Source organism: Amycolatopsis stemonae (genome assembly GCF_054781455.1).
This window is the reverse complement of record NZ_BAAGUJ010000002.1, coordinates 47,411-73,856: the sequence shown is the minus strand read 5'-3', so window position 1 is coordinate 73,856 and position 26,446 is coordinate 47,411. Positions and strand designations below refer to the sequence as shown.

General features: G+C 69.2%; 20 protein-coding genes. 19 read left to right on the top strand and 1 reads right to left on the bottom strand.

Annotation, left to right across the window (positions count from 1 at the left end):
• The first annotated feature begins 118 nt into the window (after positions 1 to 118).
• From rplJ to ACYVLJ_RS06255, 18 genes are all read left to right on the top strand, one after another.
• Positions 119 to 673, top strand: coding sequence for a 50S ribosomal protein L10 (rplJ, locus tag ACYVLJ_RS06340; RefSeq protein ID WP_451982433.1), 555 nt, complete (start codon positions 119 to 121; stop codon positions 671 to 673).
• 49 nt (positions 674 to 722) lie between these two features.
• Positions 723 to 1,109, top strand: coding sequence for a 50S ribosomal protein L7/L12 (gene rplL / locus ACYVLJ_RS06335; RefSeq protein WP_160698768.1), 387 nt, complete (start codon positions 723 to 725; stop codon positions 1,107 to 1,109).
• A 389-nt stretch (positions 1,110 to 1,498) separates the two neighbouring features.
• On the top strand, positions 1,499 to 2,701 hold the full coding sequence (locus ACYVLJ_RS06330; RefSeq protein ID WP_451982430.1) for an ABC transporter ATP-binding protein: 1,203 nt from the start codon (positions 1,499 to 1,501) through the stop codon (positions 2,699 to 2,701).
• Positions 2,702 to 2,739: 38 nt separating this feature from the next.
• The gene (locus tag ACYVLJ_RS06325; RefSeq protein WP_451982930.1) at positions 2,740 to 3,492 is read left to right on the top strand and encodes an MlaE family ABC transporter permease; all 753 of its coding nucleotides are present in this window, start codon (positions 2,740 to 2,742) and stop codon (positions 3,490 to 3,492) included.
• Positions 3,493 to 3,495: 3 nt separating this feature from the next.
• Entirely contained in the window at positions 3,496 to 4,332 is an 837-nt protein-coding gene (locus tag ACYVLJ_RS06320) for an MlaE family ABC transporter permease (RefSeq protein ID WP_003060266.1), read from the top strand.
• Positions 4,329 to 5,654, top strand: coding sequence for an MCE family protein (locus tag ACYVLJ_RS06315; protein ID WP_460438040.1), 1,326 nt, complete (start codon positions 4,329 to 4,331; stop codon positions 5,652 to 5,654). The genes ACYVLJ_RS06320 and ACYVLJ_RS06315 overlap by 4 nt, the downstream gene beginning before the upstream one ends.
• Positions 5,651 to 6,679 carry an MCE family protein gene (locus ACYVLJ_RS06310; RefSeq protein ID WP_451982424.1) on the top strand — a complete coding sequence of 343 codons (1,029 nt, stop codon included), beginning with the start codon at positions 5,651 to 5,653 and terminating at the stop codon, positions 6,677 to 6,679. Before ACYVLJ_RS06315 ends, ACYVLJ_RS06310 begins: the two co-directional genes overlap by 4 nt.
• Positions 6,676 to 7,662 (top strand): Mce/MlaD family protein, encoded by a 987-nt coding sequence (locus tag ACYVLJ_RS06305; protein WP_460438039.1) that lies wholly within the window; start codon positions 6,676 to 6,678, stop codon positions 7,660 to 7,662. The genes ACYVLJ_RS06310 and ACYVLJ_RS06305 overlap by 4 nt, the downstream gene beginning before the upstream one ends.
• Positions 7,659 to 8,846, top strand: coding sequence for an Mce/MlaD family protein (locus tag ACYVLJ_RS06300; protein ID WP_460438038.1), 1,188 nt, complete (start codon positions 7,659 to 7,661; stop codon positions 8,844 to 8,846). Before ACYVLJ_RS06305 ends, ACYVLJ_RS06300 begins: the two co-directional genes overlap by 4 nt.
• Positions 8,843 to 10,021: an MCE family protein gene (locus ACYVLJ_RS06295; RefSeq protein ID WP_451982415.1), complete on the top strand. Its 1,179-nt coding sequence runs from the start codon at positions 8,843 to 8,845 to the stop codon at positions 10,019 to 10,021. The genes ACYVLJ_RS06300 and ACYVLJ_RS06295 overlap by 4 nt, the downstream gene beginning before the upstream one ends.
• Positions 10,021 to 11,286, top strand: coding sequence for an MCE family protein (locus ACYVLJ_RS06290; protein ID WP_451982412.1), 1,266 nt, complete (start codon positions 10,021 to 10,023; stop codon positions 11,284 to 11,286). Before ACYVLJ_RS06295 ends, ACYVLJ_RS06290 begins: the two co-directional genes overlap by 1 nt.
• 36 nt (positions 11,287 to 11,322) lie before the next feature.
• Complete coding sequence (locus ACYVLJ_RS06285; RefSeq protein ID WP_460438037.1) at positions 11,323 to 11,910, top strand: hypothetical protein; 588 nt, start codon at positions 11,323 to 11,325, stop codon at positions 11,908 to 11,910.
• An 85-nt stretch (positions 11,911 to 11,995) separates the two neighbouring features.
• Entirely contained in the window at positions 11,996 to 12,955 is a 960-nt protein-coding gene (locus ACYVLJ_RS06280; protein ID WP_451982927.1) for a hypothetical protein, read from the top strand.
• A 56-nt stretch (positions 12,956 to 13,011) separates the two neighbouring features.
• Positions 13,012 to 13,401, top strand: coding sequence for a PPOX class F420-dependent oxidoreductase (locus ACYVLJ_RS06275; protein ID WP_451982406.1), 390 nt, complete (start codon positions 13,012 to 13,014; stop codon positions 13,399 to 13,401).
• Positions 13,402 to 13,404: 3 nt separating this feature from the next.
• Complete coding sequence (locus ACYVLJ_RS06270; protein ID WP_460438036.1) at positions 13,405 to 14,244, top strand: ADP-ribosylglycohydrolase family protein; 840 nt, start codon at positions 13,405 to 13,407, stop codon at positions 14,242 to 14,244.
• A gap of 842 nt (positions 14,245 to 15,086) precedes the next feature.
• Positions 15,087 to 18,590 carry a DNA-directed RNA polymerase subunit beta gene (rpoB, locus tag ACYVLJ_RS06265; protein ID WP_451982391.1) on the top strand — a complete coding sequence of 1,168 codons (3,504 nt, stop codon included), beginning with the start codon at positions 15,087 to 15,089 and terminating at the stop codon, positions 18,588 to 18,590.
• Between the two features lie 90 nt (positions 18,591 to 18,680).
• Complete coding sequence (locus ACYVLJ_RS06260; RefSeq protein ID WP_451982388.1) at positions 18,681 to 22,592, top strand: DNA-directed RNA polymerase subunit beta'; 3,912 nt, start codon at positions 18,681 to 18,683, stop codon at positions 22,590 to 22,592.
• 165 nt (positions 22,593 to 22,757) lie between these two features.
• Positions 22,758 to 24,488, top strand: coding sequence for a hypothetical protein (locus ACYVLJ_RS06255; RefSeq protein ID WP_460438035.1), 1,731 nt, complete (start codon positions 22,758 to 22,760; stop codon positions 24,486 to 24,488).
• Positions 24,489 to 24,650: 162 nt separating this feature from the next.
• On the opposite strand, the gene ACYVLJ_RS06250 is transcribed toward ACYVLJ_RS06255, so the two are convergent.
• The gene (locus tag ACYVLJ_RS06250) at positions 24,651 to 25,151 is read right to left on the bottom strand and encodes an Lrp/AsnC family transcriptional regulator (RefSeq protein WP_460438034.1); all 501 of its coding nucleotides are present in this window, start codon (positions 25,149 to 25,151) and stop codon (positions 24,651 to 24,653) included.
• A gap of 95 nt (positions 25,152 to 25,246) precedes the next feature.
• On the opposite strand from ACYVLJ_RS06250, the gene ACYVLJ_RS06245 reads away from it, so the two are divergent.
• Entirely contained in the window at positions 25,247 to 26,419 is a 1,173-nt protein-coding gene (locus ACYVLJ_RS06245; RefSeq protein WP_460438033.1) for an MFS transporter, read from the top strand.
• The last annotated feature ends 27 nt before the right edge of the window (positions 26,420 to 26,446 follow it).

The following is a 26,446-nucleotide window of genomic DNA, read 5'->3' as shown; positions in this document are numbered from 1 at the left end:
ACGAGGCTCCGGCACGTGTGCCGGAAGAACGCCCCGCGCCTGTCTGCGCGTGGGCGTTTCGTCGTTTCGGGGGCCCCTCGGCAGCCAGTGGAAACACTAGCCAAGAGAGGAGGCGACCATGGCGAAGCCCGACAAGGTGGCGGCCGTCGCCGAGATCGCGGAGAGCTTCCGCAACAGCTCGGCCACCGTCGTTACCCAGTACACCGGCCTCTCCGTGTCCCAGCTGTCCCAGCTGCGCCGCGCTCTCGGCACCAGTGCCAAGTACCGGGTCGCGAAGAACACCCTCGTCAAGCGTGCCGCCGAAGACGCGGGCGTGACGGGGCTCGAGGACCTGTTCGTCGGCGCCACCGCCATCGCCTTCGTCGAAGGTGAGGCGGTCGACGCCGCGAAGGCGCTTCGCGACTTCGCGAAGGAAAACAACGCGCTTGTCATCAAGGGCGGCTACATGGACGGCAAAGCGCTGTCCGTGGACGAGATCACCCGGATCGCCGATCTCGACAGCCGTGAGGTCCTGCTCGCCAAGGCGGCGGGCGCGTTCAAGGCGAAGCTGTCCCAGGCCGCCGCGCTGTTCCAGGCGCCGGCGTCCCAGGTCGCCCGCCTGGCTGCCGCGCTGGAGGAGAAGCAGCGCAACGCCGCCGGTACCGAAGCAGCCGAAGCACCCGCCGAGAGCTGAACCACCCCCACCCCGAACGTCTAGTTCGTTTTTCTGAGAGGAAGCCATCATGGCGAAGCTGAGCACCGCCGAGCTGATCGACGCCTTCAAGGAGCTGACCCTCCTCGAGCTGTCCGAGTTCGTGAAGGAGTTCGAGGAGACCTTCGACGTCACCGCCGCCGCGCCGGCCGCCGTCGTCGCCGCCGCCCCGGGTGCCGCCCCGGCCGCCGCCGCCGAGGAGCAGGACGAGTTCGACGTCATCCTCGAGGGCGCCGGCGACAAGAAGATCCAGGTCATCAAGGTCGTCCGCGAGGTCGTCTCGGGCCTGGGCCTGAAGGAGGCCAAGGAGCTGGTCGAGGCCGCTCCCAAGGCCCTCCTGGAGAAGGTCGACAAGGAGGCCGCCGAGGCCGCCAAGGAGAAGCTCGAGGCCGCGGGCGCCAAGATCTCCATCAAGTGATCCCGGGCGCGCGAGCGCCTTTGCACCACCTCGAGAAGGGGCGGACATCCACGCGGATGTCCGCCCCTTCCGTTTTGCCTGCTCGCCGCGGCCCCCTAGGAGCCGTGTCCGAATGGCCCCGGGTCCCTAAATCGTGGGTTCGGGGGTCCGGAAATCTGCGCCGTTGCCCCGAATGGGCTACCGTGCCTCCCGATGCCGATCACGGCGGGATGACGTTGGGCCCGGGGCTGGCCAGGAAAGAAAACTGGTGAGTAACCTGTTCGCACTCAGCTCGTTGCACCTGGTTGACGCGGGTTCATGGGGCGCCTGGAGCCCGCACCCCGCCGCCGACGCGGGCGGCATGGGTGTGGCAGCGGGCGCAATGACGCGGAACAGCTCCTGGAGGTGCGATGGGTGCCGAGGTGGTCATCGAAGGCCTGACCAAGTCCTTCGGTAAGCAGGCCATCTGGCGGGACGTCACGCTGACCCTGCCGCCAGGCGAGGTGTCGGCGATGCTCGGACCGTCCGGAACCGGCAAGTCGGTGTTCCTCAAGTCGATGATCGGGCTGCTCAAGCCCGACCGCGGCCGGTGCGTGATCAACGGCGTGGACATCGTCACCTGCTCCGAGCACAAGCTCTACGAGATCCGGAAGCTCTTCGGCGTCCTCTTCCAGGACGGCGCGCTGTTCGGCTCGATGAACCTCTACGACAACGTCGCCTTCCCGCTGCGCGAGCACACGAAGAAGTCCGAGACGGAGATCCGCCGGATCGTCCTCGAGAAGCTCGACATGACCGGTCTCAACGGCGCCGACAAGAAGCTGCCCGGCGAGATCTCCGGCGGTATGCGCAAGCGCGCCGGCCTCGCCCGCGCCCTGGTGCTCGACCCGGAGATCATCCTGGTCGACGAGCCGGACTCGGGTCTCGACCCGGTCCGCACCACCTACATCTCGCAGCTGTTCCTCGACGTCAACGCGCAGATCGACGCGACGTTCCTGATCGTCACGCACAACATCAACCTGGCCCGCACGGTGCCGGACAACCTGGGCATGCTCTTCCGCAAGGAACTGGTCATGTTCGGCCCGCGCGAGGTGCTGCTGACCAGCGAGGAGCCGGTCGTCAAGCAGTTCCTCAACGGGAAGATGCAGGGCCCGATCGGCATGTCCGAAGAGAAGGACAGCGCCCAGATGGCGGCCGAGCAGGCGATGTTCGACGCCGGGCACCACGCCGGCGGGGTCGAGGACGTCTCCGGGGTGCCGCCGCAGATGCAGCCGACGCCGGGCGTGCCGACCCGGATGGGCGCGGTCCGCCGCAAGGACCGCGTCATGGAGATCATGCACCGCCTCCCGGACGCCGCCCAGCAGAGCATCATCGCCTCCCTGAGCCCCGAGGAGCAGCGCCACTACGGCGTCAGCCCGCGGCAGGTCGCGCACGCCCAGCAGCAGCAACAGCAGCAGGTCCCGGCGGGCGCCCGGCAGGGTGACGGGGTGCCGAACCAGCACCACGGCCAGCTGCCCGCCGACCAGGTCGCGCGGATCCCCGGCGGCGGCCAGCCCCCGAGACCCGGCGCACGGCGCATGCCGCCGCCGCCGAACAACGGGCCAGGTGGCCGGTGAGCTCTCCCGCATCACAGGCGAAGATCCCCGGGATCGGGATGCTCCGAGAGACCGGGAACCTGTTCGCTCTCGGCCTGGACATCGTCCGCGGCCTGTTCCAGCGCCCGTTCCAGCTGCGGGAGTTCATCCAGCAGTCGTGGTTCATCGCGAGCGTGACCATCCTGCCGACGGCGCTGGTGGCCATCCCGTTCGGCGCGGTCATCTCGCTGCAGTTCGGTTCGCTCGCCCGCCAGCTGGGCGCGCAGTCCTACACCGGCGCGGGCTCCGTGCTCGCCACCGTGCAGCAGGCCAGTCCGCTGGTCACCGCGCTGCTGGTGGCGGGCGCGGGCGGCTCGGCCGTCTGCGCCGACATCGGCGCCCGGACCATCCGCGAAGAGATCGCCGCGATGGAGGTGCTCGGCGTCTCCGCGGTGCAGCGGCTGATCGTGCCGCGCACCCTCGCGATGATGCTCGTCGCGCTGCTGCTCAACGGCATGGTCAGCGTCATCGGCGTGCTCGGCGGCTACTTCTTCAACGTCGTGCTGCAGGGCGGGACGCCGGGTGCGTACCTGGCGAGCTTCTCCGCCCTCGCGCAGCTGCCCGACCTCTGGGTCGGCGAGATCAAGGCGCTGATCTTCGGGTTCATCGCCGCCGTCGTCGCGGCCTACCGGGGCCTCAACCCCTCCGGCGGCCCGAAGGGCGTCGGGGACGCGGTGAACCAGTCGGTGGTCATCACGTTCCTGCTGCTGTTCGTCGTGAACTTCGTGATCACCCTGATCTACCTGCAGATCGTGCCCGGGAAGCTGGATTAGCGCATGACGTTCCTCCAGGGCGCGAAACGCGTCGCCAACCGTCCTCTCCAGACACTGGACACCCTCGGTGACCAGATGTCGTTCTACGGCCGGGCGCTGCTGTGGACGCCGCGGACGCTGCGCCGCTACACCAAAGAGGTCCTCCGGCTGCTGGCCGAGGTGAGCTTCGGGTCCGGCTCGCTCGCGGTCATCGGCGGCACGGTCGGCGTGATGGTCGGCCTGACGCTGTTCACCGGTGTTCTCGTCGGCCTCCAGGGCTACTCGGCGCTGAACTCGATCGGGACGTCGGCCTTCACCGGCTTCCTGACGGCGTTCTTCAACACGCGTGAGATCGCCCCGCTGGTCGCCGGGCTCGCGCTGAGCGCGACCGTCGGCGCCGGGTTCACCGCGCAGCTCGGCGCGATGCGGATCTCCGAGGAGATCGACGCGCTCGAGGTCATGGGCGTGCCGAGCCTGCCGTACCTGGTGACGACGCGGATCATCGCCGGGTTCGTCGCGGTCATCCCGCTCTACATCATCGGCCTGCTGAGCTCGTACCTCGCGTCACGGCTGGTCGTCATCTACATCTACAACCAGTCGGCCGGTACCTACGACCACTACTTCGACCTGTTCTTACCACCGCAGGACGTGCTGTATTCGTTCATCAAGGTGCTGCTCTTCAGCGTCCTGATCATCCTGTCGCACTGCTACTTCGGTTACCGCGCGACCGGCGGCCCGGCCGGCGTCGGCGTCGCGGTCGGCAAGGCCGTGCGCCTGTCCATCGTCACGGTGTCGATCATGAACTTCTTCATCGGGTTCGCCATCTGGGGAACCGACGTCACGGTAAGGATCGCGGGATGAGGACGCTCCGACGCAGGCTGCTCGGCCTGCTGCTCATCGCCGTGATGGTCGGCGGGGTGGCGCTGTCCATCGCGCTCTACGACAAGGCGTTCACGCCGGTCGTCACGGTCAAGCTGCAGGCCGACAAGATCGGCAACCAGCTGATCAAGCAGTCCGACGTCAAGGTGCGCGGGTTGATCGTCGGCTCGGTCCAGGACATCACCGCCACCGCGGACGGCGCGGAGCTGACGCTCGCGCTGACCCCCGCGTCGGCGAAGCTGATCCCGGAGAACGTATCGGCGCGGTTCCTGCCCAAGACGCTCTTCGGCGAGCGGTACGTCTCGCTGGAGATCCCGAAGGACCCCTCGGCGAAGACGCTGGCCAGCGGCGACGTCATCCCGCAGGACCGGACGTCGAGCGCGGTCGAGCTGGAGCAGGCCTTCGCGCACCTGATGCCGGTGCTGCAGGCCGTCCAGCCGCAGAAGCTGTCGGCGACGCTCACCGCGATCTCCACCGCGCTGCAGGGCCGCGGCGACCAGCTCGGCGACACGCTCACGCAGCTGGGCACCTACATCGGCGAGCTGAACCCGCACGAGCCTGAGCTCCAGCACAACCTCAAGGCGCTCGCGGAGTTCTCGGACCACCTGAAGGACGCCACGCCGGACCTGGTGCAGAGCCTCGACAACCTGAGCACGACGACCCGGACCGTGGTCGACGAGCGGCAGAACCTGTCGAACCTCTACGGCAGCCTGACGACGGCGTCGGTCGACCTGCAGACCTTCCTGCAGAACAACAAGGACAACATCATCTCCCTCGTCGACACCGCCCGGCCGACGGCCGAGCTGCTGGCGAAGTACGCGCCGGAGTACCCCTGCGTGATCTCCCAGATGGCCCAGAACGTGCCGCTGATCGACCAGGCGCTCGGCAAGGGCACCAACCAGCCGGGCCTGCACGCGACGATCGAGATCATCGTGCCGCGCGCGCCCTACAAGGCGGGCAAGGAAGAGCCGCGGTTCGAGGACAAGCGCGGTCCGCGCTGCTACGACATGAAGAACATCCCGAAGCCGTTCCCGTCCGAGCCGCCGGACGGCGCGTTCAAGGACGGCACGCAGCACCAGGCCGCGCCGAAGACCGTCGGCGAGGGCCTCAACCCGGCCAACTTCAAGCAGGACGCGGCCGGCGGCAACGGCGGCGGCGGTGACCTGGCCTACTCGACCGCGGAGCAGGGCTTCCTGGCCGACCTCCTCGGCCCGCAGCTGGGCATGAACGCCACCGACGTCCCGGGCTGGAGCTCGCTGCTCGTCGGTCCGCTCTACCGCGGGGCGGAGGTGACGGTGAAGTGAGGGGCCTGCTCGCGCCGCTGATCAAGCTCGGCATCTTCGTGGTGGTCACCGTGGTGCTCACGACGATCCTCGGGATCAGCATCGCCAACATCAACACCACCAGCACCAACGCCTACAAGGCGCGCTTCACCGACGCGACCCTGCTGCTGCCCAACGACGACGTCCGCATCGCCGGCGTCCGGGTCGGACAGGTCAAGGACGTCAAGATCGTCGACAAGCGCCAGGCCGAGGTCGAGTTCGAGGTCGACGCCGGGCGGCAGCTGCCGGCCGGGGTGACCGCGCAGATCAAGTTCCGGAACCTGGTCGGCCAGCGCTACGTCTCGCTCGGGGAGGGCGACGACTCCTCCGGGAAGACGCTCAGCCCCGGCGGCACGATCCCGCTGGACCGGACCACGCCGGCGCTCGACCTGACCGAGCTGTTCAACGGCTTCAAGCCGCTGTTCACCGCGCTCAACCCGGACGACGTCAACAAGCTGTCCTACGAGGTCATCCAGGTTCTGCAGGGCGAGGGCGGCACCGTCGAGAGCCTGCTTTCGCACACGGCGTCGCTGGCCACCACGATCGCCAACAAGGACCAGGTCATCGGCGAGGTCATCGACAACCTCAACTCGGTGCTCGACACGGTCAACGCGCACACGCCGCAGCTGAACGACCTGATCGTCAAGCTGCAGCAGCTGACGTCCGGGCTGGCCGCCGACCGCAAGCCGATCGGCGACGCCATCGAGAGCCTCGGCAACCTGGCCCAGACGACGTCCGGCCTGCTGAGCGACGTCCGGGAGCCGCTGAAGAACGACATCAGCGCCCTCGGCACCCTCACGAACCAGCTCAACAAGAACGAGCCGGAGCTGGAGCACTTCATCCAGTTCCTGCCCACGAAGGTGAGCACGCTGACCCGCACCGCGGACTACGGCTCCTGGTTCAACTTCTACGCCTGCGAGTTCACTGGGACGGTCAGCTTGCCGCCATTGATCCCTGCGACGGACCTGCCCCTGCTGCCGGCGAACCGGGAGAGGTGCAAGGGATGAAGTCGTTCCAGAAGCGCAACCCGGTGCCGATCGCGCTGGTCGGCATCGCCGTCATCGCGCTCGGCTTCATCGCCGCGCTGAACTCCGACGACCTGCCGGTGATCGGCGGCGGCACGACCTACTCCGCCGAGTTCAGCGAGGCTTCCGGGCTGCAGAAGGACAACGACGTCCGGGTCGCCGGCGTCAAGGTCGGCAAGGTCAGCGACATCGAGCTCGACGGCGCGTCGGTGAAGGTCTCGTTCAAGGTCAAGGACGCCTGGCTGGGCGACCGCACCAGCGCCGCGATCAAGATCAAGACGCTGCTCGGGCAGAAGTACCTGTCGCTCGACCCGCAGGGGGAGGGCGCGCTCAGCCCGGGCACGGCGATCCCGCGGGACCGCACGATGGCCCCCTACGACGTGCTCGACGCGTTCCGCGGGCTGTCGCAGACGGTCGACAACATCGACACCAAGCAGCTGGCGCAGAGCTTCGACACCATCTCGCAGACCTTCGCCAACACGCCGCAGGACGTGAAGGGCGCGCTGTCGGGGCTCTCGAAGCTGTCGGACACGATCGCCTCGCGCGACCAGCAGCTGTCCAACCTGCTGGCCAACACCCGCGAGGTGTCGCAGACCCTGGTCGACCGCGACGCCGAGGTGCAGAAGCTGCTCACCGACGGCAACAAGCTGCTCGACGAGCTGTCGAAGCGCGAAGACGCGATCACGTCCCTGCTCAACGGCTCCCGTGAGCTCGCGACGCAGCTGCAGGGCCTGATCGACGACAACGACAAGCAGCTCGACCCGGTGCTCACGTCGCTGGACCAGCTGACCTCGATGCTGCAGCGCAACCAGGACTCCCTGGCCGAGGGCATCAAGAAGTTCGCGCCGTTCATCCGGGTCTTCACCAACACCATCGGCAACGGCCGCTGGTTCGACAACTACATCTGCGGCCTGCTGCTCCCGTCGATGGGCCCGCTCAACGAAGAGGGGTGCTACACGAAATGAGTGACACCCGCTTCGGATCGGCCCTGACCAGGGGCTTCACCATCGCGATCGTCCTGGCGCTCGTCGTCGCCGGCGGGATCTGGTGGACCCTGAAGGACGCCGGCCGCAACCACCTGACCGCGTACTTCGCCGGCGCCGTCGGCCTGTACGAGGGCAACAGCGTGCGGATGCTCGGTGTCGACATGGGCACGGTCACCAAGATCACCCCCATGGGCAACCAGGTGAAGGTCGAGTTCGAGTACGACCGCAAGGTCGCCGTCCCGGCCGACGCCAAGGCGCTCATCGTGGCGCCGTCGCTCGTCTCCGACCGGTACGTGCAGCTCGCCCCGGCCTACACCGGCGGCCCGCGGATCTCCGACGGCGCGGTCATCGGCCTCGACCGCACCGAGGTGCCCCTCGAGGTCGACCAGCTGGCGTCCAGTCTGGCCCGGGTCAGCGAGACCCTCGGCCCGAACGGCGCCAACAAGAACGGGTCGCTGTCGACCCTGCTGAACACCGCGGCGGCGAACGTCGACGGCAACGGCCAGGCCCTGCACGACACGATCACCAAGCTCGGCCAGGCGGCCGGCACCCTCGCGGGCAACAAGGACGACCTGTTCTCCACCGTCGAGAACCTCGGGAAGTTCTCGCAGACGCTGGCCGACTCCGACAAGTCCGTGCGCAGCTTCGAGAGCCAGCTCGCCGACGTCAGCGGCTACCTGGCGTCCGAGAAGGACAACCTGGCCGCGACCGTGCAGCAGCTCGGCACCACGCTCACCGCGGTGCAGTCGTTCATCGACCAGAACCACGACCGGCTCAAGTCCAATGTGGACAAGCTGGCCGGGGTCACCAAGGTCCTCGTCGACCAGCGCAGCTCGCTGGCCGAGATCCTCGACGTCGCACCGGTCGGCCTGAGCAACCTGGTCAACACGTACAACGGCTCGTCCGGCACGCTCGACGCCCGGCCGAACCTCAACGAGCTGACCCAGCCGCCGCTGGTGATGATCTGCCGGCTGCTCAAGCAGGCCGGCAAGGGCATCCCGGACGTGCTCGGCAGCGCCTGCGAGGGCATCGCCGGCGTGGTCGACGGGCTGGTCCCGCTGCCGTCCGTGGCGCAGACCGTCCAGGCGCTGCAGTCGGGCAAGCTGCCGCCCCTGCCCTTGCCCCTCGCCGGGCAGCTCTACAGCTCGGGAGGTGGCCAGTGAGGAAGCTCCTGACCGTCGGGGCGCTGGTCACGGTGTCGGCGCTGACGCTGTCCGGCTGCGCCTTCAACGGCATCTACGACCTGCCGCTGCCCGGTGGCGCCGACCTCGGCGACCACCCGTACACGGTGAACGTCGAGTTCCGGGACGTGCTCGACCTGACCCCGCAGGCCGGGGTGAAGGTCAACGAGGTGCCGGTCGGCCGGGTCGAGAACGTCGGCCTCACCAAGGACGGCTGGCACGCGCTGGTGACGCTCAAGGTCAACGGCGACGTCAAGCTGCCGGCCAACGCGCTCGCCAACGTCAAGCAGTCGAGCCTGCTCGGCGAGAAGTACGTCGAGCTGGCCTCGCCCGGCGAAGACCAGGCCCAGGGCAAGCTCGCCGACAACGCGACGATCCCGCTGGCCAGGACGAACCGCAGCGTCGAGGTCGAAGAGCTGCTCGGCGCGCTGTCGCTGCTGCTCAACGGCGGCGGGGTCGACCAGCTCAACACCATCACCAAGGAGCTCAACAACGCCACGTCCGGCCGCGAGCCGGACATCAAGGCGCTGCTGGACAACGCGAACCAGCTGGTGACGAACCTCGACCAGCAGTCGCGCAACATCACCCGCGCGCTCGACGGCCTGAACCGGCTCTCCACGACGCTCAACGACCAGAAGGACAAGCTGGTCGGCGCGGTCGACAACCTCGGGCCCGGGCTCGGCGTCCTGGAGCAGCAGCGCGGCCAGCTGGTCACGATGCTGCAGGCGCTGGACAACCTCTCCGGCGTCGCCACCGACACGGTGAACCGGTCGCAGAAGGACCTCGTCGCCGACCTGAAGGCGCTGACGCCGACGCTGCAGAAGCTCGGCGAAGCGGGCAACGACCTGCCGAAGGCGCTGGAGATCCTGCTGACGTTCCCGTTCAGCGACCAGGCCGTCAACGGCGTCAAGGGCGACTACTTCAACCTGTTCGCCAAGGTGGACCTGAACCTGAAGACCGTCGTCGAGAACCTCGGCAACAGCAGGCAGAACATCCTGTCCGGTCAGCTGCCGCTCGCCGGCCTGACCGGCGGGACCGAGGGCGCGTCGGGCAACCCGCCGCTGCCGATCCCCGGTGAGAGCGGCCAGCCGCAGTCCGGGCAGTCGAAGCCGGGGCTCGGCAACCTCTTCGGGCTCCTGTCGGGAGGGGCCGGCTGATGTTGGTGCGCAAGACGAGGTTCCAGCTGATCGCGTTCGCGGTCATTTCGATCGTGGCGATCGTGTACGCGCTGATCCGGTTCGCCGGGCTCGGCACGGTGTTCGGCAACGACGGCTACACGGTGAAACTGCAGCTCAACGAGTCGGGTGGCATCTTCACCAACGCCGAGGTCACCTACCGCGGCTACAACATCGGCCGGGTCGGCGAGCTGCGGCTCACCCAGACCGGGCTCGAGGCGGACCTCAACATCGACCCGTCGGCGCCGCAGGTGCCCGCGGACCTCGACGCCGTCGTCGCCAACCGGTCGGCGGTCGGCGAGCAGTACGTCGACCTCAAGCCGAAGGCCGACAAGGGCCCGTACCTGGCGGCCGGCTCGGTCATCCCGGCGGCGAAGACGACCACCCCGGTCAGCACCGACCGGCTGATCGGCGACCTCGACACGCTGGCCGCGTCGGTCCCGGTCGACTCGCTGCGCACGGTCGTCGACCAGTCCTACGACGCCTTCCGCGGCACCGGCGGCGACCTGCAGAAGCTCCTGGACACCGCGCGCAGCTTCACCACGACCGCGCAGCAGTACCTGCCGCAGACCATCCAGCTGCTCGACCAGGGCGGCAAGGTGCTGGACACGCAGAACGACGAGGCGGCGAACTTCGCGTCGTTCAGCAAGAGCCTCAACCAGCTCACCGGCACCCTGAAGAACTCCGACGGCGACCTGCGCAAGCTCATCGGCATCACGCCGCAGGTGGCCGCCCAGGTCAGCCAGGTGCTCAAGGAGTCCGGACCGGGCCTCGGCGCGCTGACGGCGAACCTGCTCACCACGGCCAACCTGACCGTGACCCGCCTCGACGGCATCGAGCAGGGCCTGGTCACCTACCCGGCGCTGGCCGGCGCGGCCAGCAGCGTCGCGCCCGGCGACGGCACCGCGCACCTCGGGCTGGTGCTCAACCTGTTCAACCCGCCGTCCTGCACCAAGGGCTACCTGCCGTACTCGCAGTACCGCACCGGCAACGACCTCTCGGCGAAGCCGGCGAAGGAAGACGCGTACTGTGCCGAGCCGAAGGGCAGCCCGATCAACGTGCGCGGGTCGCAGAACGCGCCGTACGGCGGGGTGCCGGTCGCGCCTTCGCAGAGCGACGTCGACGCGAACGCGAACCGGCCGGCGGAGGAGCTCGCCGAGGAGCGCGACACGCGGGGCGTGCCGGGCATCGTCGGCAGCCCCGGCGTCAGCCTGAACAGCCTGGGCTCGCTGCTCGGCCTCGCCTGACGTGGATTTGATGACCGTTACCTACCCTGGAGTGCTATGAGTTCGGACGAGCCGGCCGCCGTCGCGGTGGACGAGGCCGAGGAGCCGGCCCCCGAGACGTCGTCGAAGGAGTCGTCCTCGCGGATCCTGGTGCTCGGCGCCGCGGCGCTGGCCCTGGCCGCGCTGATCGCGGCGGCGATCTTCGGCGTCCAGTGGTGGGTGGCCGCGAACGACGACAACGCCGACCTGGCGGCGTCGCGCGAAGCCGTGGTCAAGGCGGGCACCAATGCCCTGAAGGCCTACACCGAGGTCGACTACCAGGACCTGGACGGCTTCTTCACCCGGCAGAAGTCCGTGTCGGACGACAAGATGTCGCAGCAGATCGACCAGTCGGCACCGACGTTCCGCAAGGCGCTCGCCGACGCCAAGACGAAGGTCACCACGGACGTCCAGGACATCGCCGTCGAGGAGCTCGACGACCACGAAGGCAAGGCCAGCTTCCTCGCCGCCATCGCCACCACCGTCACCCAGGGGGACAAGAGCAGCGCGAAGCCGCTGCGCCTCGAAGTGTCGATGACCCGCGTGGGCAACGACTGGAAGCTGTCCGGCATCGACAGCGTCCCGCTCGTCGCTGCCGGTCAGTAGCGCCACCTGTAAGGAGCTTGTAGTGCCCCCCTCCCGCCGCCAGCCGCCACGCAGCAGCAGCACGCCGCCGTCGCGCCGGCCCCGCGTGGCCGGCCTGCGCAAGCCCGCGTCGGACGAGTCCGCCGCCGAGCGGACCGGCCAGCTCCCCGCGGTGCCCGCCGAGACCAAGAAGCCCCGGCCGCGCCCGGCCCCGCGCCCCGCGCCGCGGCCCGCCGAGCCGTTCGAACCGGCCAAGGGCCGGATCGACGGCGACGCCGTGTCCTCGGCCGAGGACACCGCGGTGTTCGCGGCCGTCTCGACCGAAGAGGAAGACCCGAAGGTCGACGCCCTCACCGGCGAGCCCGCCGAGGACGAAGCCCCGGCCCGGCCGGCGCCGCGGCGGAAGAAGCGCGACACCGGCATCGCGAAGCCGACCGACGTCGCCGAGGCCGAGGCGGCCGCTTCCGAGGACGAAGAGCCCGCGAAGCCGAAGACTTCGCTCACGCAGCGGCCGTATGTGGTCGCGGGCGCGCTGGTGCTCGTCGCGCTGGTCCTGGGCGGGCTGGCGTTCTGGTTCAAGTCCGAAGAGGTCCAGGTCTCCTCGGCGACCAGCAACACCGCGCTGCTCGACGTCGCGAAGACGGCCCAGGTCAAGGACGCCGTCTCGAAGGCGGCCGAGTCGCTGTTCTCCTACGACTTCAACAACATCAAGAAGACCGAGGACGCGGCGAACGACCTGCTCGCCAACGACGACGTCAAGAACAAGTACAACTCGCTGATGGGCGAGGTGAAGCGGCTCGCCCCGCAGCAGAAGATGGTCGTCACCTGCAAGGTGACCCGGGCCGCGGTGATCATGCTCAACGGCGACCTGGCGAAGGTGATGGTCTTCGTCGACCAGACCTCGACCCGCACGGACACGAAGAAGACGACCGCGGGAACGGCCCAGCTCCACCTGAACGCCCAGCTCCAGGGCGACAAGTGGAAGATCACCGACATGGACACCTACAACGCCCCGAAGGTCCCGGCGGCGAGCCAGGCGCCGGCGTCCCCGTCCCCGTCGAAGTAGCGGTCCCCCTCGGTAAGGTCGTCTGGCAGAACGTGACGACCTCGAGGGGGAAACCGATGAGCGTCATCCCGGACAGCCACCGCGACCTGCTGGAGCGGCCGCTGTACGCCCACCTGGCCACGGTCCGGCCCGACGGCCGGCCGCAGGTCAACCCGATGTGGTTCGCGTGGGACGGCGAGCGCGTCCGCTTCACGAACACCACGCTCCGGCAGAAGTACAAGAACGTGACCGCCCACCCGGAGGTCGCGTTCTCGGTCAACGACCCGGACCAGCCCTACCGGTACCTGGAGGTCCGCGGCGTCGTCGAGCTCATCGACGACGACTCGAAGGGCGAGTTCTTCGGCGAACTGGCCGCGCGCTACGGCCTCGAACTGGACGGCCCGCCCGGGGACGTCGAGCACCGCGTGGTCTACGTCGTGAAGCCGACGTCGATCAGCAAGCAGTAGCTGGTGGGAGCCGAACAGGCCGCGATGTCCCTGGCCGGGCTCGCGGCCGGGGACGCGTTCGGGGCCCAGATCCTCCTGCCGGGCGACCACCCGGACGTCGTCGGCCGCCGGCTGCCGATCCCGCCGTGGCGCTGGACGGACGACACCGAGACGGCGTGCTCGATCGTCGCGGTCCTGAGGAGCCACGGCTTCGTCGACCAGGACGCGCTGGCCCGCTCGTTCGCCGAGCACATGGACCCCGCCCGCGGCTACGGCCCGGGCGCGGAGTGGCGCCTGAACCGGATCCGCCGCGGCGAGCCGTGGCAGGAGGTCGCGGAGGCCGGCGGCCGCGCCTCCTGGGGCAACGGCGGCGCGATGCGCGTGGCGCCGCTGGGCGCGTGGTTCTGCGACAACCTGCCGCAGGCGTTGCGCCAGGCCGAGCTGTCGGCGGAGATCACCCACGCCCACTTCGAGGGGGTCGCGGGCGCGGTGGCCGTCGCGGCGGCGGCCGCGGTGCGGGCGGCGGCACCGGAGGCGGACCTGCTGCCGTCGGTGATCCCCCTGGTCCCACCGGGCCGCGTCCGCGACGGCCTCACGGCGGCCCTGAAGGTCTCTGACGCCGCCGAAGCGGTGGAGGTCCTGGGAACCGGCCGCGAGATGGCCGCACACGACACGGTGCCCCTGGCCCTGTGGATCGCGGCGGCGTTCGAAGGGAGTTTCGCCGACGCGCTGTGGACGACGGCCCAGCTGGCAGAGGACGTGGACACGGTAGGAGCCATCGTGGGCGGCGTGCTGGCGGCGGGCGGGACGCTGCCCCCGGACGACTGGGCGGCGGCGTGTGAGCCGTTACCGGAGTGGCTCTGAGGCCGCCTGCCCTCGGCCGGGTCGGTCCCGGTTGCTCGCCTGCACCGGCGAGACGCCGGGCGTGCGTGCGGGCCGAGTCAGGTGGGCGGCCATCCGCCGGAGTGGACCGCCCGGGCTGGAGGCCGGGCGTCCGGGCCGAGGCAGGCGGCGGCGACCCGCGGGACTCGACCGCCCGGGCGAACCCGGCGATCGCCCCGAGCCGGACCGAACCCCGGCGACCCGCAGCCACCCGCCCGGCCGGGTCCGGCAGCCGGCTCCGCCCGGCCGGCCGTGTCCAGCCGGCCGAACAACCCCCGCCGCGAGGGAGGCGAATATCGCGTTTCGCCGCCCGGCGACACCCCCGCCGACCCGTCCAACCCGCGAAATCCGCGTCCCGCCCCGTGGCCTGAACCACAGTCCGCGGGCCGACAGTCGAGTGCAAACCCGCAGGTCGCGGCGCATTACTGGCGCTACTCGCCGGTAGCTGGAAGTATATTCGGCCGCTCACGCTCCGCTGACGTTCTCCCACGCTGCGCCAACCGGGCCGACCCCCGTGTGGCATCTTGACTCTCGGGCCCGGTGGGTTCACGCTTACTCCCGACGGCGAAACCGGCGGCCCTTGCGGGAGGGACAACCGGCTCGCCTGGAGGCATACCTGAAGACGTCGCGAGGCAGGCTGGGCCCCATCGGGAGCGCCCCCTGGACAGACCGCGCCGTTCGGGCTAGACTGCCTCTTTGCGCTGCCCTCTTTCAGGCTGCCCGGAGCCGGTAGTTAGGATAGTGGGCACACGGCACCCTTGACAGTCGCTGATAGCTGTTGCTATGGCGGCCGTCACCGCTCATTGTCCCCGGAAGGACGCATCTTGGCAGTCTCTCCCGCGAACCAGGCCACTGCTGCGACCACCTCGGCTGAATCTCGCTCGGAGTCCACGGGAATCCCCGGCGCGCCCAAGCGGGTTTCCTTCGCAAAGATTCGCGAACCCCTCAGCACCCCCAACCTGCTCGACGTCCAGATCCAGTCGTTCCAGTGGTTCACCGGGGACGAAGCGTGGTTCGAACGCCGTGTCGAAGAAGGAGAAGAGAACCCGATCGGCGGCCTCGAAGAGGTCCTGAACGAGATCTCCCCGATCGAGGACTTCTCCGGCTCGATGTCCCTGTCCTTCTCCGCTCCGCGCTTCGACGAGGTCAAGGCCTCGATCGAGGAGTGCAAGGACAAGGACATGACGTACGCCGCGCCGCTGTTCGTCACGGCCGAGTTCGTCAACAACAACACGGGCGAGATCAAGAGCCAGACGGTCTTCCTGGGCGACTTCCCGGTCATGACCGACAAGGGCACGTTCATCATCAACGGCACCGAGCGTGTCGTCGTGTCCCAGCTGGTCCGCTCGCCGGGCGTCTACTACTCGAAGGACGTCGACAAGACGACCGACAAGGACGTCTTCAGCGTCCGCGTGATCCCGAGCCGCGGTGCGTGGCTCGAGTTCGACGTCGACAAGCGCGACACCGTCGGCGTCCGCATCGACCGCAAGCGCCGCCAGCCGGTCACCGTGCTGCTGAAGGCACTGGGCTGGACCACCGAGGCGATCCGCGAGCGCTTCTCCTTCTCGGAGACGCTGCTGGCCACCCTCGAGAAGGACCACACCGCCGGCACCGACGAGGCGCTGCTCGACATCTACCGCAAGCTCCGCCCGGGCGAGCCGCCCACGAAGGAGAGCGCGCAGACCCTGCTGGAGAACCTGTTCTTCAAGGCGAAGCGCTACGACCTGGCGAAGGTCGGCCGGTACAAGGTCAACAAGAAGCTCGGCCTCGACACGCCGTACGACACCGGGACGCTGACCGAAGAGGACATCGTCACGACCATCGAGTACCTGGTCCGGCTGCACGCCGGCGAGGACAAGATGGACGCGCAGAACGGCACCGAGGTGCCGGTCGAGACCGACGACATCGACCACTTCGGCAACCGGCGCCTGCGCACGGTCGGCGAGCTGATCCAGAACCAGATCCGGGTCGGCCTCTCCCGCACCGAGCGCGTCGTGCGCGAGCGCATGACGACGCAGGACGTCGAGGCGATCACGCCGCAGACCCTGATCAACATCCGCCCGATCGGCGCGGCGATCAAGGAGTTCTTCGGCACCTCGCAGCTGTCGCAGTTCATGGACCAGAACAACCCGCTCTCGGGCCTGACGCACAAGCGTCGTCTCTCGGCCCTCGGCCCGGGCGGTCTGTCCCGTGAGCGCGCCGGCATGGAGGTCCGGGACGTCCACCCGTCGCACTACGGCCGGATGTGCCCGATCGAGACGCCGGAAGGCCCGAACATCGGCCTGATCGGCTCGCTCTGCTCGTACGCGCGGGTCAACCCGTTCGGCTTCATCGAGACGCCGTACCGCAAGGTCGTCGAGGGCCGGGTCACCGACCAGGTCGACTACCTGACCGCGGACGAAGAGGACCGGTACGTCAAGGCCCAGGCCAACGCGCCGATCTCCGACGACGGCACCTTCATCGAAGACCGCGTCATGGCCCGCCGCAAGGGTGGCGAGGTCGAGCTGATCGACCCGCTCGACATCGACTACATGGACGTCTCGCCGCGGCAGATGGTCTCGGTCGCGACGGCGATGATCCCGTTCCTCGAACACGACGACGCCAACCGCGCCCTGATGGGTGCGAACATGCAGCGCCAGGCCGTGCCGCTGCTGCGCAACCAGGCCCCGTACGTGGGCACGGGTGTGGAGCTGCGCGCCGCGGTCGACGCCGGTGACGTGCTCGTCGCCGAGCAGGCCGGCATCGTCGAGGAGCTCTCGGCGGACCTGATCACGATCATGCACGACGACGGCACGCGGAAGAGCTACGGGCTGTACAAGTTCCGCCGCTCCAACCACGGCACCTGCTTCAACCACCGCCCGATCGTCAACGAGGGCGACCGGGTCGAGCAGGGTCAGGTCATCGCCGACGGCCCGTCCACCGAGAACGGTGAGATGGCGCTCGGCAAGAACCTGCTCGTCGCGGTCATGCCGTGGGAGGGCCACAACTACGAGGACGCGATCATCCTCTCCGAGCGCCTGGTGCAGGACGACGTCTTGACGTCGATCCACATCGAGGAGCACGAGATCGACGCCCGCGACACCAAGCTGGGCGCCGAGGAGATCACCCGGGACATCCCGAACGTCTCCGAGGAGGTCCTGGCCGACCTCGACGAGCGCGGCATCATCCGCATCGGTGCCGAGGTCCGCGACGGCGACATCCTGGTCGGCAAGGTCACGCCGAAGGGCGAGACCGAGCTGACCCCGGAGGAGCGCCTGCTCCGCGCGATCTTCGGCGAGAAGGCCCGCGAAGTCCGCGACACCTCGCTGAAGGTGCCGCACGGCGAGACCGGCAAGGTCATCGGCATCCGCGTGTTCTCGCGCGAGGACGACGACGAGCTGCCCCCGGGCGTCAACGAGCTGGTCCGCGTCTACGTGGCCCAGAAGCGCAAGATCCAGCCGGGCGACAAGCTCGCCGGCCGGCACGGCAACAAGGGTGTCATCGGCAAGATCCTGCCGGTCGAGGACATGCCGTTCATGGAGGACGGCACCCCGGTCGACATCATCCTGAACACCCACGGTGTGCCGCGACGGATGAACATCGGCCAGATCCTCGAGCTGCACCTGGGCTGGCTGGCCTCGCAGGGCTGGACGATCGAGGGCAACCCCGAGTGGGCGGCCAACCTGTCCGAGGAGCTCTACGACGTCGCGCCGAACACGAACACCGCCACCCCGGTGTTCGACGGCGCGAAGGAAGAGGAGCTCACCGGGCTGCTCGGGGCGACCAAGCCGAACCGCGACGGCGAGCGCATGGTCAAGGAGAACGGCAAGGCCACGCTGTTCGACGGCCGCTCCGGCGAGCCGTACCCGTACCCGGTGTCGGTCGGCTACATGTACATCCTGAAGCTGCACCACCTGGTCGACGACAAGATCCACGCCCGCTCCACCGGCCCGTACTCGATGATCACGCAGCAGCCGCTGGGTGGTAAGGCGCAGTTCGGTGGCCAGCGCTTCGGTGAGATGGAGTGCTGGGCGATGCAGGCGTACGGCGCTGCCTACACGCTGCAGGAGCTGCTGACGATCAAGTCGGACGACGTGGTCGGCCGCGTCAAGGTGTACGAAGCCATCGTCAAGGGGGAGAACATCCCCGAGCCGGGCATCCCGGAGTCGTTCAAGGTGCTCCTCAAGGAGCTCCAGTCGCTGTGCCTCAACGTCGAGGTGCTCTCCAGCGACGGCGCGGCGATCGAGATGCGCGACTCCGACGACGAGGACCTCGAGCGCGCCGCGGCCAACCTCGGCATCAACCTGTCCCGCAACGAGTCGCCCTCGGTGGACGACGTCGTGCACTGATCCGGTGTCGAGCGGGGACCTGCCTCCCGTGGGTCCCCGCTCCACCGCCGACCCCTCTTCTAGCCGATACAACCCCAAGGGGACTTAGACGTGCTGGACGTCAACTTCTTCGATGAGCTCCGCATTGGTCTCGCCACGGCCGACGACATCCGTCAGTGGTCGTACGGCGAGGTCAAGAAGCCGGAGACCATCAACTACCGGACGCTCAAGCCCGAGAAGGACGGCCTCTTCTGCGAGAAGATCTTCGGCCCGACCCGGGACTGGGAGTGCTACTGCGGCAAGTACAAGCGCGTCCGCTTCAAGGGCATCATCTGTGAGCGCTGCGGCGTCGAGGTGACCCGCGCCAAGGTGCGCCGTGAGCGGATGGGCCACATCGAGCTGGCCGCGCCGGTCACCCACATCTGGTACTTCAAGGGTGTCCCGTCCCGCCTGGGCTACCTGCTGGACCTGGCGCCCAAGGACCTCGAGAAGATCATCTACTTCGCTGCTTACGTCATCACGGGCGTGAACACGGAGCTGCGCCACAACGACCTGCCGACCCTCGAGAACGAGATCGGCGTCGAGCGCAAGAACCTCGAGACCAAGCGTGACGCGGACATCGAGGCCCGCGCGCAGAAGCTGGAAGCCGACCTGGCCGAGCTGGAGGCGGAGGGCGCCAAGTCCGACGTCCGCCGCAAGGTCAAGGAGGGCGGCGAGCGCGAGATGCGCCAGCTGCGTGACCGCGCCGGTCGCGAGCTGGACCGCCTCGAGGAGGTCTGGACGACCTTCACGAAGCTCGACACCCGCCAGCTGATCGCCGACGAGCTGCTCTACCGCGAGCTCGTCGACCGCTACGGCGAGTACTTCACCGGCGGCATGGGCGCGGAGGCCATCCAGAAGCTGGCCACCGAGTTCGACGTCGCCGCGGAGGCCGAGAGCCTGCGCGACACGATCCGCAACGGCAAGGGGCAGAAGAAGCTCCGCGCGCTGAAGCGGCTCAAGGTCGTCGCGGCGTTCCAGGCCACCGGCAACGACCCGCGCGGCATGGTGCTCGACGCCGTCCCGGTCATCCCGCCGGACCTGCGCCCGATGGTGCAGCTGGACGGTGGCCGCTTCGCGACCTCCGACTTGAACGACCTGTACCGCCGGGTGATCAACCGGAACAACCGCCTCAAGCGGCTGATCGACCTCGGCGCGCCCGAGATCATCGTCAACAACGAGAAGCGGATGCTGCAGGAGGCCGTCGACGCGCTGTTCGACAACGGCCGCCGCGGGCGTCCGGTCACCGGCCCGGGCAACCGGCCGCTGAAGTCGCTGTCCGACCTCCTCAAGGGCAAGCAGGGCCGGTTCCGCCAGAACCTGCTCGGCAAGCGCGTCGACTACTCGGGCCGTTCGGTCATCATCGTCGGCCCGCAGCTGAAGCTGCACCAGTGCGGTCTGCCGAAGGACATGGCGCTCGAGCTGTTCAAGCCGTTCGTCATGAAGCGGCTGGTCGACCTGAACCACGCGCAGAACATCAAGTCCGCCAAGCGGATGGTGGAGCGCTCGCGGCCGCAGGTGTGGGACGTGCTGGAAGAGGTCATCACCGGCCACCCGGTGATGCTGAACCGTGCGCCGACGCTGCACCGCCTCGGCATCCAGGCCTTCGAGCCGCAGCTGGTCGAGGGCAAGGCCATCCAGCTGCACCCGCTGGTCTGCGAGGCGTTCAACGCGGACTTCGACGGTGACCAGATGGCGGTGCACCTGCCGCTGTCGGCCGAGGCGCAGGCCGAGGCCCGGATCCTGATGCTGTCGGCGAACAACATCCTGTCGCCGGCGTCGGGCCGTCCGCTCGCCATGCCGCGACTGGACATGGTCACGGGTCTGTTCCACCTGACCCGCTTGAACGAGAAGGCCGAGGGCGCGGGCAACGCGTACTCGTCGCCGGCCGAGGCCATCATGGCCTTCGACCGCAAGGCGCTGGGCCTGCACGCCCCGATCAAGATCCGCGTCACCGACCGTCAGCCGGCGAAGGCCGACGAAGCGGCGCTGGCGGAGAAGGGCTGGGAGCCGGGCAAGGCGTGGCTGGCCGAGACGACCCTGGGCCGCGTGCTGTTCAACGACCTGCTGCCGGCGGACTACCCGTTCATCAACGAGCCGATGCCGAAGAAGCGGCAGGCCGCGATCGTCAACGACCTCGCGGAGCGGTACTCGATGACCCAGGTCGCGCAGACCCTGGACCGGCTGAAGGACGCCGGCTTCTACTGGGCGACCCGGTCGGGTGTCACCGTGGCGATCTCCGACGTCCTGGTGCCGGAAGGCAAGAAGGCCATCCTCGACGAGTACGAGGGCAAGGCCTCCCAGGTGGAGAAGCGCTACCAGCGTGGTCAGCTGTCGCACGCCGAGCGGAACAACGAGCTCGTCAAGGTGTGGACGCAGGCCACCGAAGAGGTCCACAAGATCATGGAGACGGCGCTGCCGGACGACAACCCGATCGCCATGATCGTGAAGTCGGGCGCGGCGGGCAACATGACGCAGGTCCGGTCGCTGGCCGGCATGCGTGGCCTGGTGTCCAACCCGAAGGGTGAGTACATCCCGCGTCCGATCAAGGCCAACTTCCGTGAGGGCCTGTCGGTGGCGGAGTACTTCATCGCGACGCACGGTGCCCGGAAGGGCCTGGCGGACACGGCGCTCCGGACCGCGGACTCGGGTTACCTGACCCGGCGTCTGGTGGACGTCTCGCAGGACGTCATCGTCCGCGAGATCGACTGCGGCACCACCCGCGGCATCATGATGCCGATCGGCGAGGACATCGGCGACGGCAAGGTCCTGCGCGACCAGCACGTCGAGACCTCCGTGTACGCGCGGAACCTCGCGACGGACGCGGTGGACGCCAAGGGCAACGTCGTGCTGAACGCGGGCGACGACATCGGCGACCCGGCCATCGAGAAGCTGCTCTCCAGCGGCATCTCGAAGGTCAAGGTCCGCTCGGTGCTGACCTGCGAGTCGGCCGTCGGCATCTGCGCGACCTGCTACGGCCGCTCGATGGCGACCGGTCAGCTCGTCGACGTCGGCGAGGCCGTGGGTATCGTCGCGGCCCAGTCGATCGGTGAGCCCGGTACGCAGCTGACGATGCGTACGTTCCACCAGGGTGGTGTCGCCGGTGACGACATCACGACCGGTCTGCCCCGTGTCCAGGAGCTCTTCGAAGCTCGGGTGCCGAAGGGCAAGGCGCCGATCGCCGACGTCGATGGCCGCGTGCGCATCGAGGAGAGCGAGCGGTTCTGGAAGATCACGCTGATCCCGGACGACGGCGGCGAAGAGATCGTCTTCGACAAGCTGTCCAAGCGTCAGCGGCTCGCGAACACCCCGAACGGCCCGCTGGGCGACGGCGACCACGTCAACGTCGGTCAGCAGCTGCTCGAGGGCACGCCGGACCCGCACGAGGTCCTGCGGGTCATGGGGCCGCGCGAGGCGCAGATGCACCTGACGGACGAGGTCCAGAAGGTGTACCGGGCGCAGGGTGTGTCGATCCACGACAAGCACATCGAGGTCATCGTGCGGCAGATGCTGCGCCGCGTGACGATCATCGACTCCGGTGCCACGGACTTCCTCCCGGGCGAGCTGCCCGAGCGGACCAAGTTCGAGGCGACGAACCGGGCCGCGGTCGCCGAGGGCGGCGAGCCGGCTTCGGGCCGTCCGGTGCTGATGGGTATCACGAAGGCGTCGCTGACCACGGACTCGTGGCTGTCGGCGGCCTCGTTCCAGGAGACCACGCGAGTCCTGACCGACGCGGCCATCAACGGCCGCTCGGACAAGCTCGTGGGCCTCAAGGAGAACGTGATCATCGGTAAGCTGATCCCGGCCGGTACGGGCATCAACAAGTACCGCAACATCCAGGTGCAGCCGACGGAAGAGGCCCGGGTCGCGGCGTACGCGATCCCGTCCTACGACGACGGCTACTACACCCCGGACGTGTTCGGTACGGGCACCGGTGCCGCGGTCCCGCTGGACGACTACGACTTCGGTCGCGACTTCCGCTGAGTCCGCAGTCCCGCTCAACGGGAAAGGCCCTCGCCGGGTTTCCGGCGGGGGCCTTTCCCGTTTCGCAAACGTCACCCTCGCCCCGGCGAAATTCGCTACAGTAACCCGGTTCACGCGGTTCGGGGGCTTTGCGCGTTTCCAACGGGTATTCAGGGGTGACTGTTCGTGAACAAATCCAGAAGCGCGAGACCCATCGCGCGTTGTTTCGCCGTGCTCGCGGCCGCGGCGTTGCTGACCGCCGGGTTCGCCGGCCCGGCCGGCGCGGAGGACGACCCGACGCCGACCACCACGGCGCCGTCCACTTCGGAACCGGCCCCGCCGAGCAGCTCCGAGGCGCCGGCGTCCACCACACCGAGTGCGCCGGAGAGCAAGCCCGCGGCGAAACCGCAGGACGAGCCGCCGCAGCGCGCCCAGGTCGACGTGTCGGTGTCCCTGGACAAGGACTCCTACCAGACCAATGAGGACATCCACTTCACCTTCACGGTGACGAACACCGGCTCGACCACGGCGAAGGGCCTGTGGGTTTCCCAGGACATCTTCGCGCCGACCGACCTGTACGTCCCCTACGAGCCGGGCTGGGGTCCGCTCACCAGCGGCACCCCGGGCCTCGACCTCGAGCCCGGCAAGTCCTTCGTGCTCAACGGCACGGGGAAGGTCAGGGACGTCAGCCAGGCTTCCACTGTCCTGAAGGGAGTCGTCTTCGACGCGACCCACTTCGGCGTCGGCACGTTCAGCGCGGACGCGAAGGTCGTCGCGGCGCCCGGCCACGCGGAAGGTGTCGTCTACGGCGACAAGAACGGCAACGGCGCACGTGACGCGGGCGAGGAACTGGCCGGTGTCAAGCTCACCCTGCGATACGTCAACGGCACCGGCACCTACACCGCCACCAGCGGCCCCGACGGGAAGATCACCTTCGACGTCCCGGGCGCGGAGTACTACGTCGGCGGCGAGGTGGCCGACGGCTGGCTGTTCCCGTTCCACACCGTCCGGATCGGCGCGGACACCCACCTGGACGTCCGCGGCGCACCGCCGCTCAACGGCGCGCTCAAGGCATCGATGGCCTTCACCCAGGACAGCTACAAGGTCGGCGACCTCGCGCACGTCACCGTGACGCTCACGAACTCGGGCTCGATTCCGCTCCGGGGTGTCGTGGCGGAGTGCAACAGGGTCGGGAGCGACTACGTCCTGCAGGGCTCCGGGCCCGGCTGGGGCGACCTGGTCTGGTCCCGCGGCGTGGATCTCGCCGCGGGCGAGACTCGCACGTTCGATGTCACCGACACGGTGCCGAAGGCCGCGTTCAACCGCGGTTTCGTCGCCGCGTCCTGTGACTTCGGGTATTACGAGGTCGACATAGACAACCACGCGCAGGCCGACGACCGGGCCGCCGTGCCGGGCGCCAAGGGCAGTGTCTCCGGGGACGTCACCCACGGGAAGAACGAGGGACTGGCCGGGGTGAAGGTGGTGCTGGTCTCCGATCTGCACTGCCCGGTCACCGGTGAGGCGACTACGGACGCGAAGGGGCACTTCGAGTTCCACGACGTGGCGCCCGGACCCGCGTACCGGCTGTACCTGCTGCCGCCGAAGGGCTGGAAGGTCACGTACGAGAACCCGACCGCCATCGACGTTTGGGGCGACTCGGTCAGCCGGGTCGGGATCGACGTCGCCGAAGGTGACGCGCCCCTTCCGACCGTGCCTGCCAACCCGGCCGACTGCACCGCCACCCCGCCGACCTCCACCACCGGTGCGGCCGGCGGCACCGGTGGCGGCGAAACCGGCGGCAGCGGGCTGGCGAGCACCGGCGTCGAGGCGCTCGGCCTGGGCGCGCTCGCCCTGGTCGCCCTCGCGCTCGGCGGGGGCCTGGTGTTCACCGCCCGGCGGCGCCGGAACGCGGCCTGACCGAACCGAACAGCGCCCCCGGTCCACTGTGGGCCGGGGGCGCTTTGCTGTTCAGGGCAGGCAGTGCGTGACCGGGAAGTCGAAGTACGTGTCCGGCGGCCTGCCGCGTCAGGATGCAGGTCGGCACCGGACGAACAGCCGCCTTCCGGGCAGCCCTTCGGGTCACGACCAGCCTTCGGGCTTCGACGCGCGGAGGAAGTCGTCGGACGGCGGGCGCACCGGCCGGCCTTCGTACTGCGTCGACAGCACCACCGACGATCGCAGTTCGCCGTGCTTGCCGAGCCGTTCCAGCAGGCCCTCGAAGTGTTCGAGAGACGCCGCCCGGATCTTCAGCATCGTGCAGTGGTCGCCGGACAGGCGGTGGATCTCGACGACTTCCGGGTAGTCCTCGGACTTCGACGTCTTCAGCAGGCAGCTGCTCAGCGCGCAGCGCATTTCGACGAACGCCTGCAGCGGCTGGCCCGCGCGCCGCGCGTCGACCTGCGCGCGGTAGCCGGTGATCACGCCGGTCTCCTCCAGCCGCCGCACCCGCTCGGCGACCGCCGGCGCCGACAGGTTGATCCGCCGGCCGAGCTCCTTGAACGACAGCCTCCCGTCGGCCTGCAGCAGGTCCAGCAGCCGCCAGTCGACGTCGTCCAGGGGCTTTTCCGAACGAAAGGTCATGGCGCCCATCTTCCTTCCGAAGCGCGGCCGAGGCGACCGAAATGCCGTTCGCCGGCCCTTCGAAGCGCGGCGCGAAATCCCTAACGTTGCTGGTCATGGGGACCATGACGATGACCGGCCGGACCAGGTCGATGGGAGCGCTGTTCACCGGCGTCGCGCTGCTCAACACCGCGACGGTCGGCTTGAGCACGGCGGCGACGCTGATCGTCGCCGCGGGCAGCGGGCCGGGCTGGAGCGGCCTGCCGAGCGTCGCGAACGTGCTCGGCACGGCCGCCGGTGCGCTCTGCGTCGGCTGGCTGCTGCCCGGCCACGGCCGTCGCCGCGTCCTGGTCGGCGGGTACGGCGTCGCGGCGCTCGGCGCCCTGGTCGCGTTCGCCGGCGCGCTGACGACGTCGCTGGTGCCGCTCCTGCTCGGCATCCTGCTGGTCGGCCTCGGCAACGGCGGCGCGCAGCTGTCGCGCTACCTGGCCGCGGACCTCTACCCGGAGGACCGCCGGGGCCGCGCGCTCTCGACCGTCGTCTGGGGCGGGACGATCGGCGCGCTGGCCGGGCCGGCGCTGATGGCCCCCGCGGCGGACGTCGCCGGGAGCTTCGGCTGGCCACCGCTGTCCGGGCCGGTCGCGGTCGCCGTCGTGACCACCGCGGGGGCGGCGCTCGCGGCGGCGTTCCTGCCGCGGCACGTCCCACCCGCGCGGACAGCACCCGCGGCCGCGCCGGTGCGGGCGACCGGTGTCGGCCGGCCGCTGGTCGCGATGGTCGCCGCGCAGCTGACCATGGTCGCGGTGATGACGATGACGCCGGTGCAGCTGGAGAACCACGGCCACGGCCTCGACGTCGTCGGCTGGGTGCTGAGCGCGCACCTGTTCGGCATGTTCGCGCTGGCCCCGCTGTCCGGCCGGATCGCCGACCGCTGGGGCCCGCGCGTGACGGTCAACGCGGGCCTCGGCGTGCTGGCCCTGTCGACGGCGACCGCGCTCGCGGCCCCGACGGCGCACACGTCCGGCCTGCCCGTGGCGTTGTTCCTGCTCGGGTACGGCTGGAACCTGGTGTTCGTCGGCGGCAGCGCGCAGCTGAGCCGCGACCTCGCGCCGGAGACCCGCAGCCGGGTGCAGGGCACGGTCGACGCGGTCGTCTGGTCGGCGTCCGCGCTGGCCGGACTGGGGTCCGGGCAGCTCTTCGCGGGTGGCGGGTACGCGCTGGTCGCGGTCGTCGGCGGGGTGCTCGCGCTGCTCCCGCTGGTGCTCCTCGCGCCTCGTGACGGCCGGTAGCCGGGTCGTTGTCGGCAAATCTGTCCT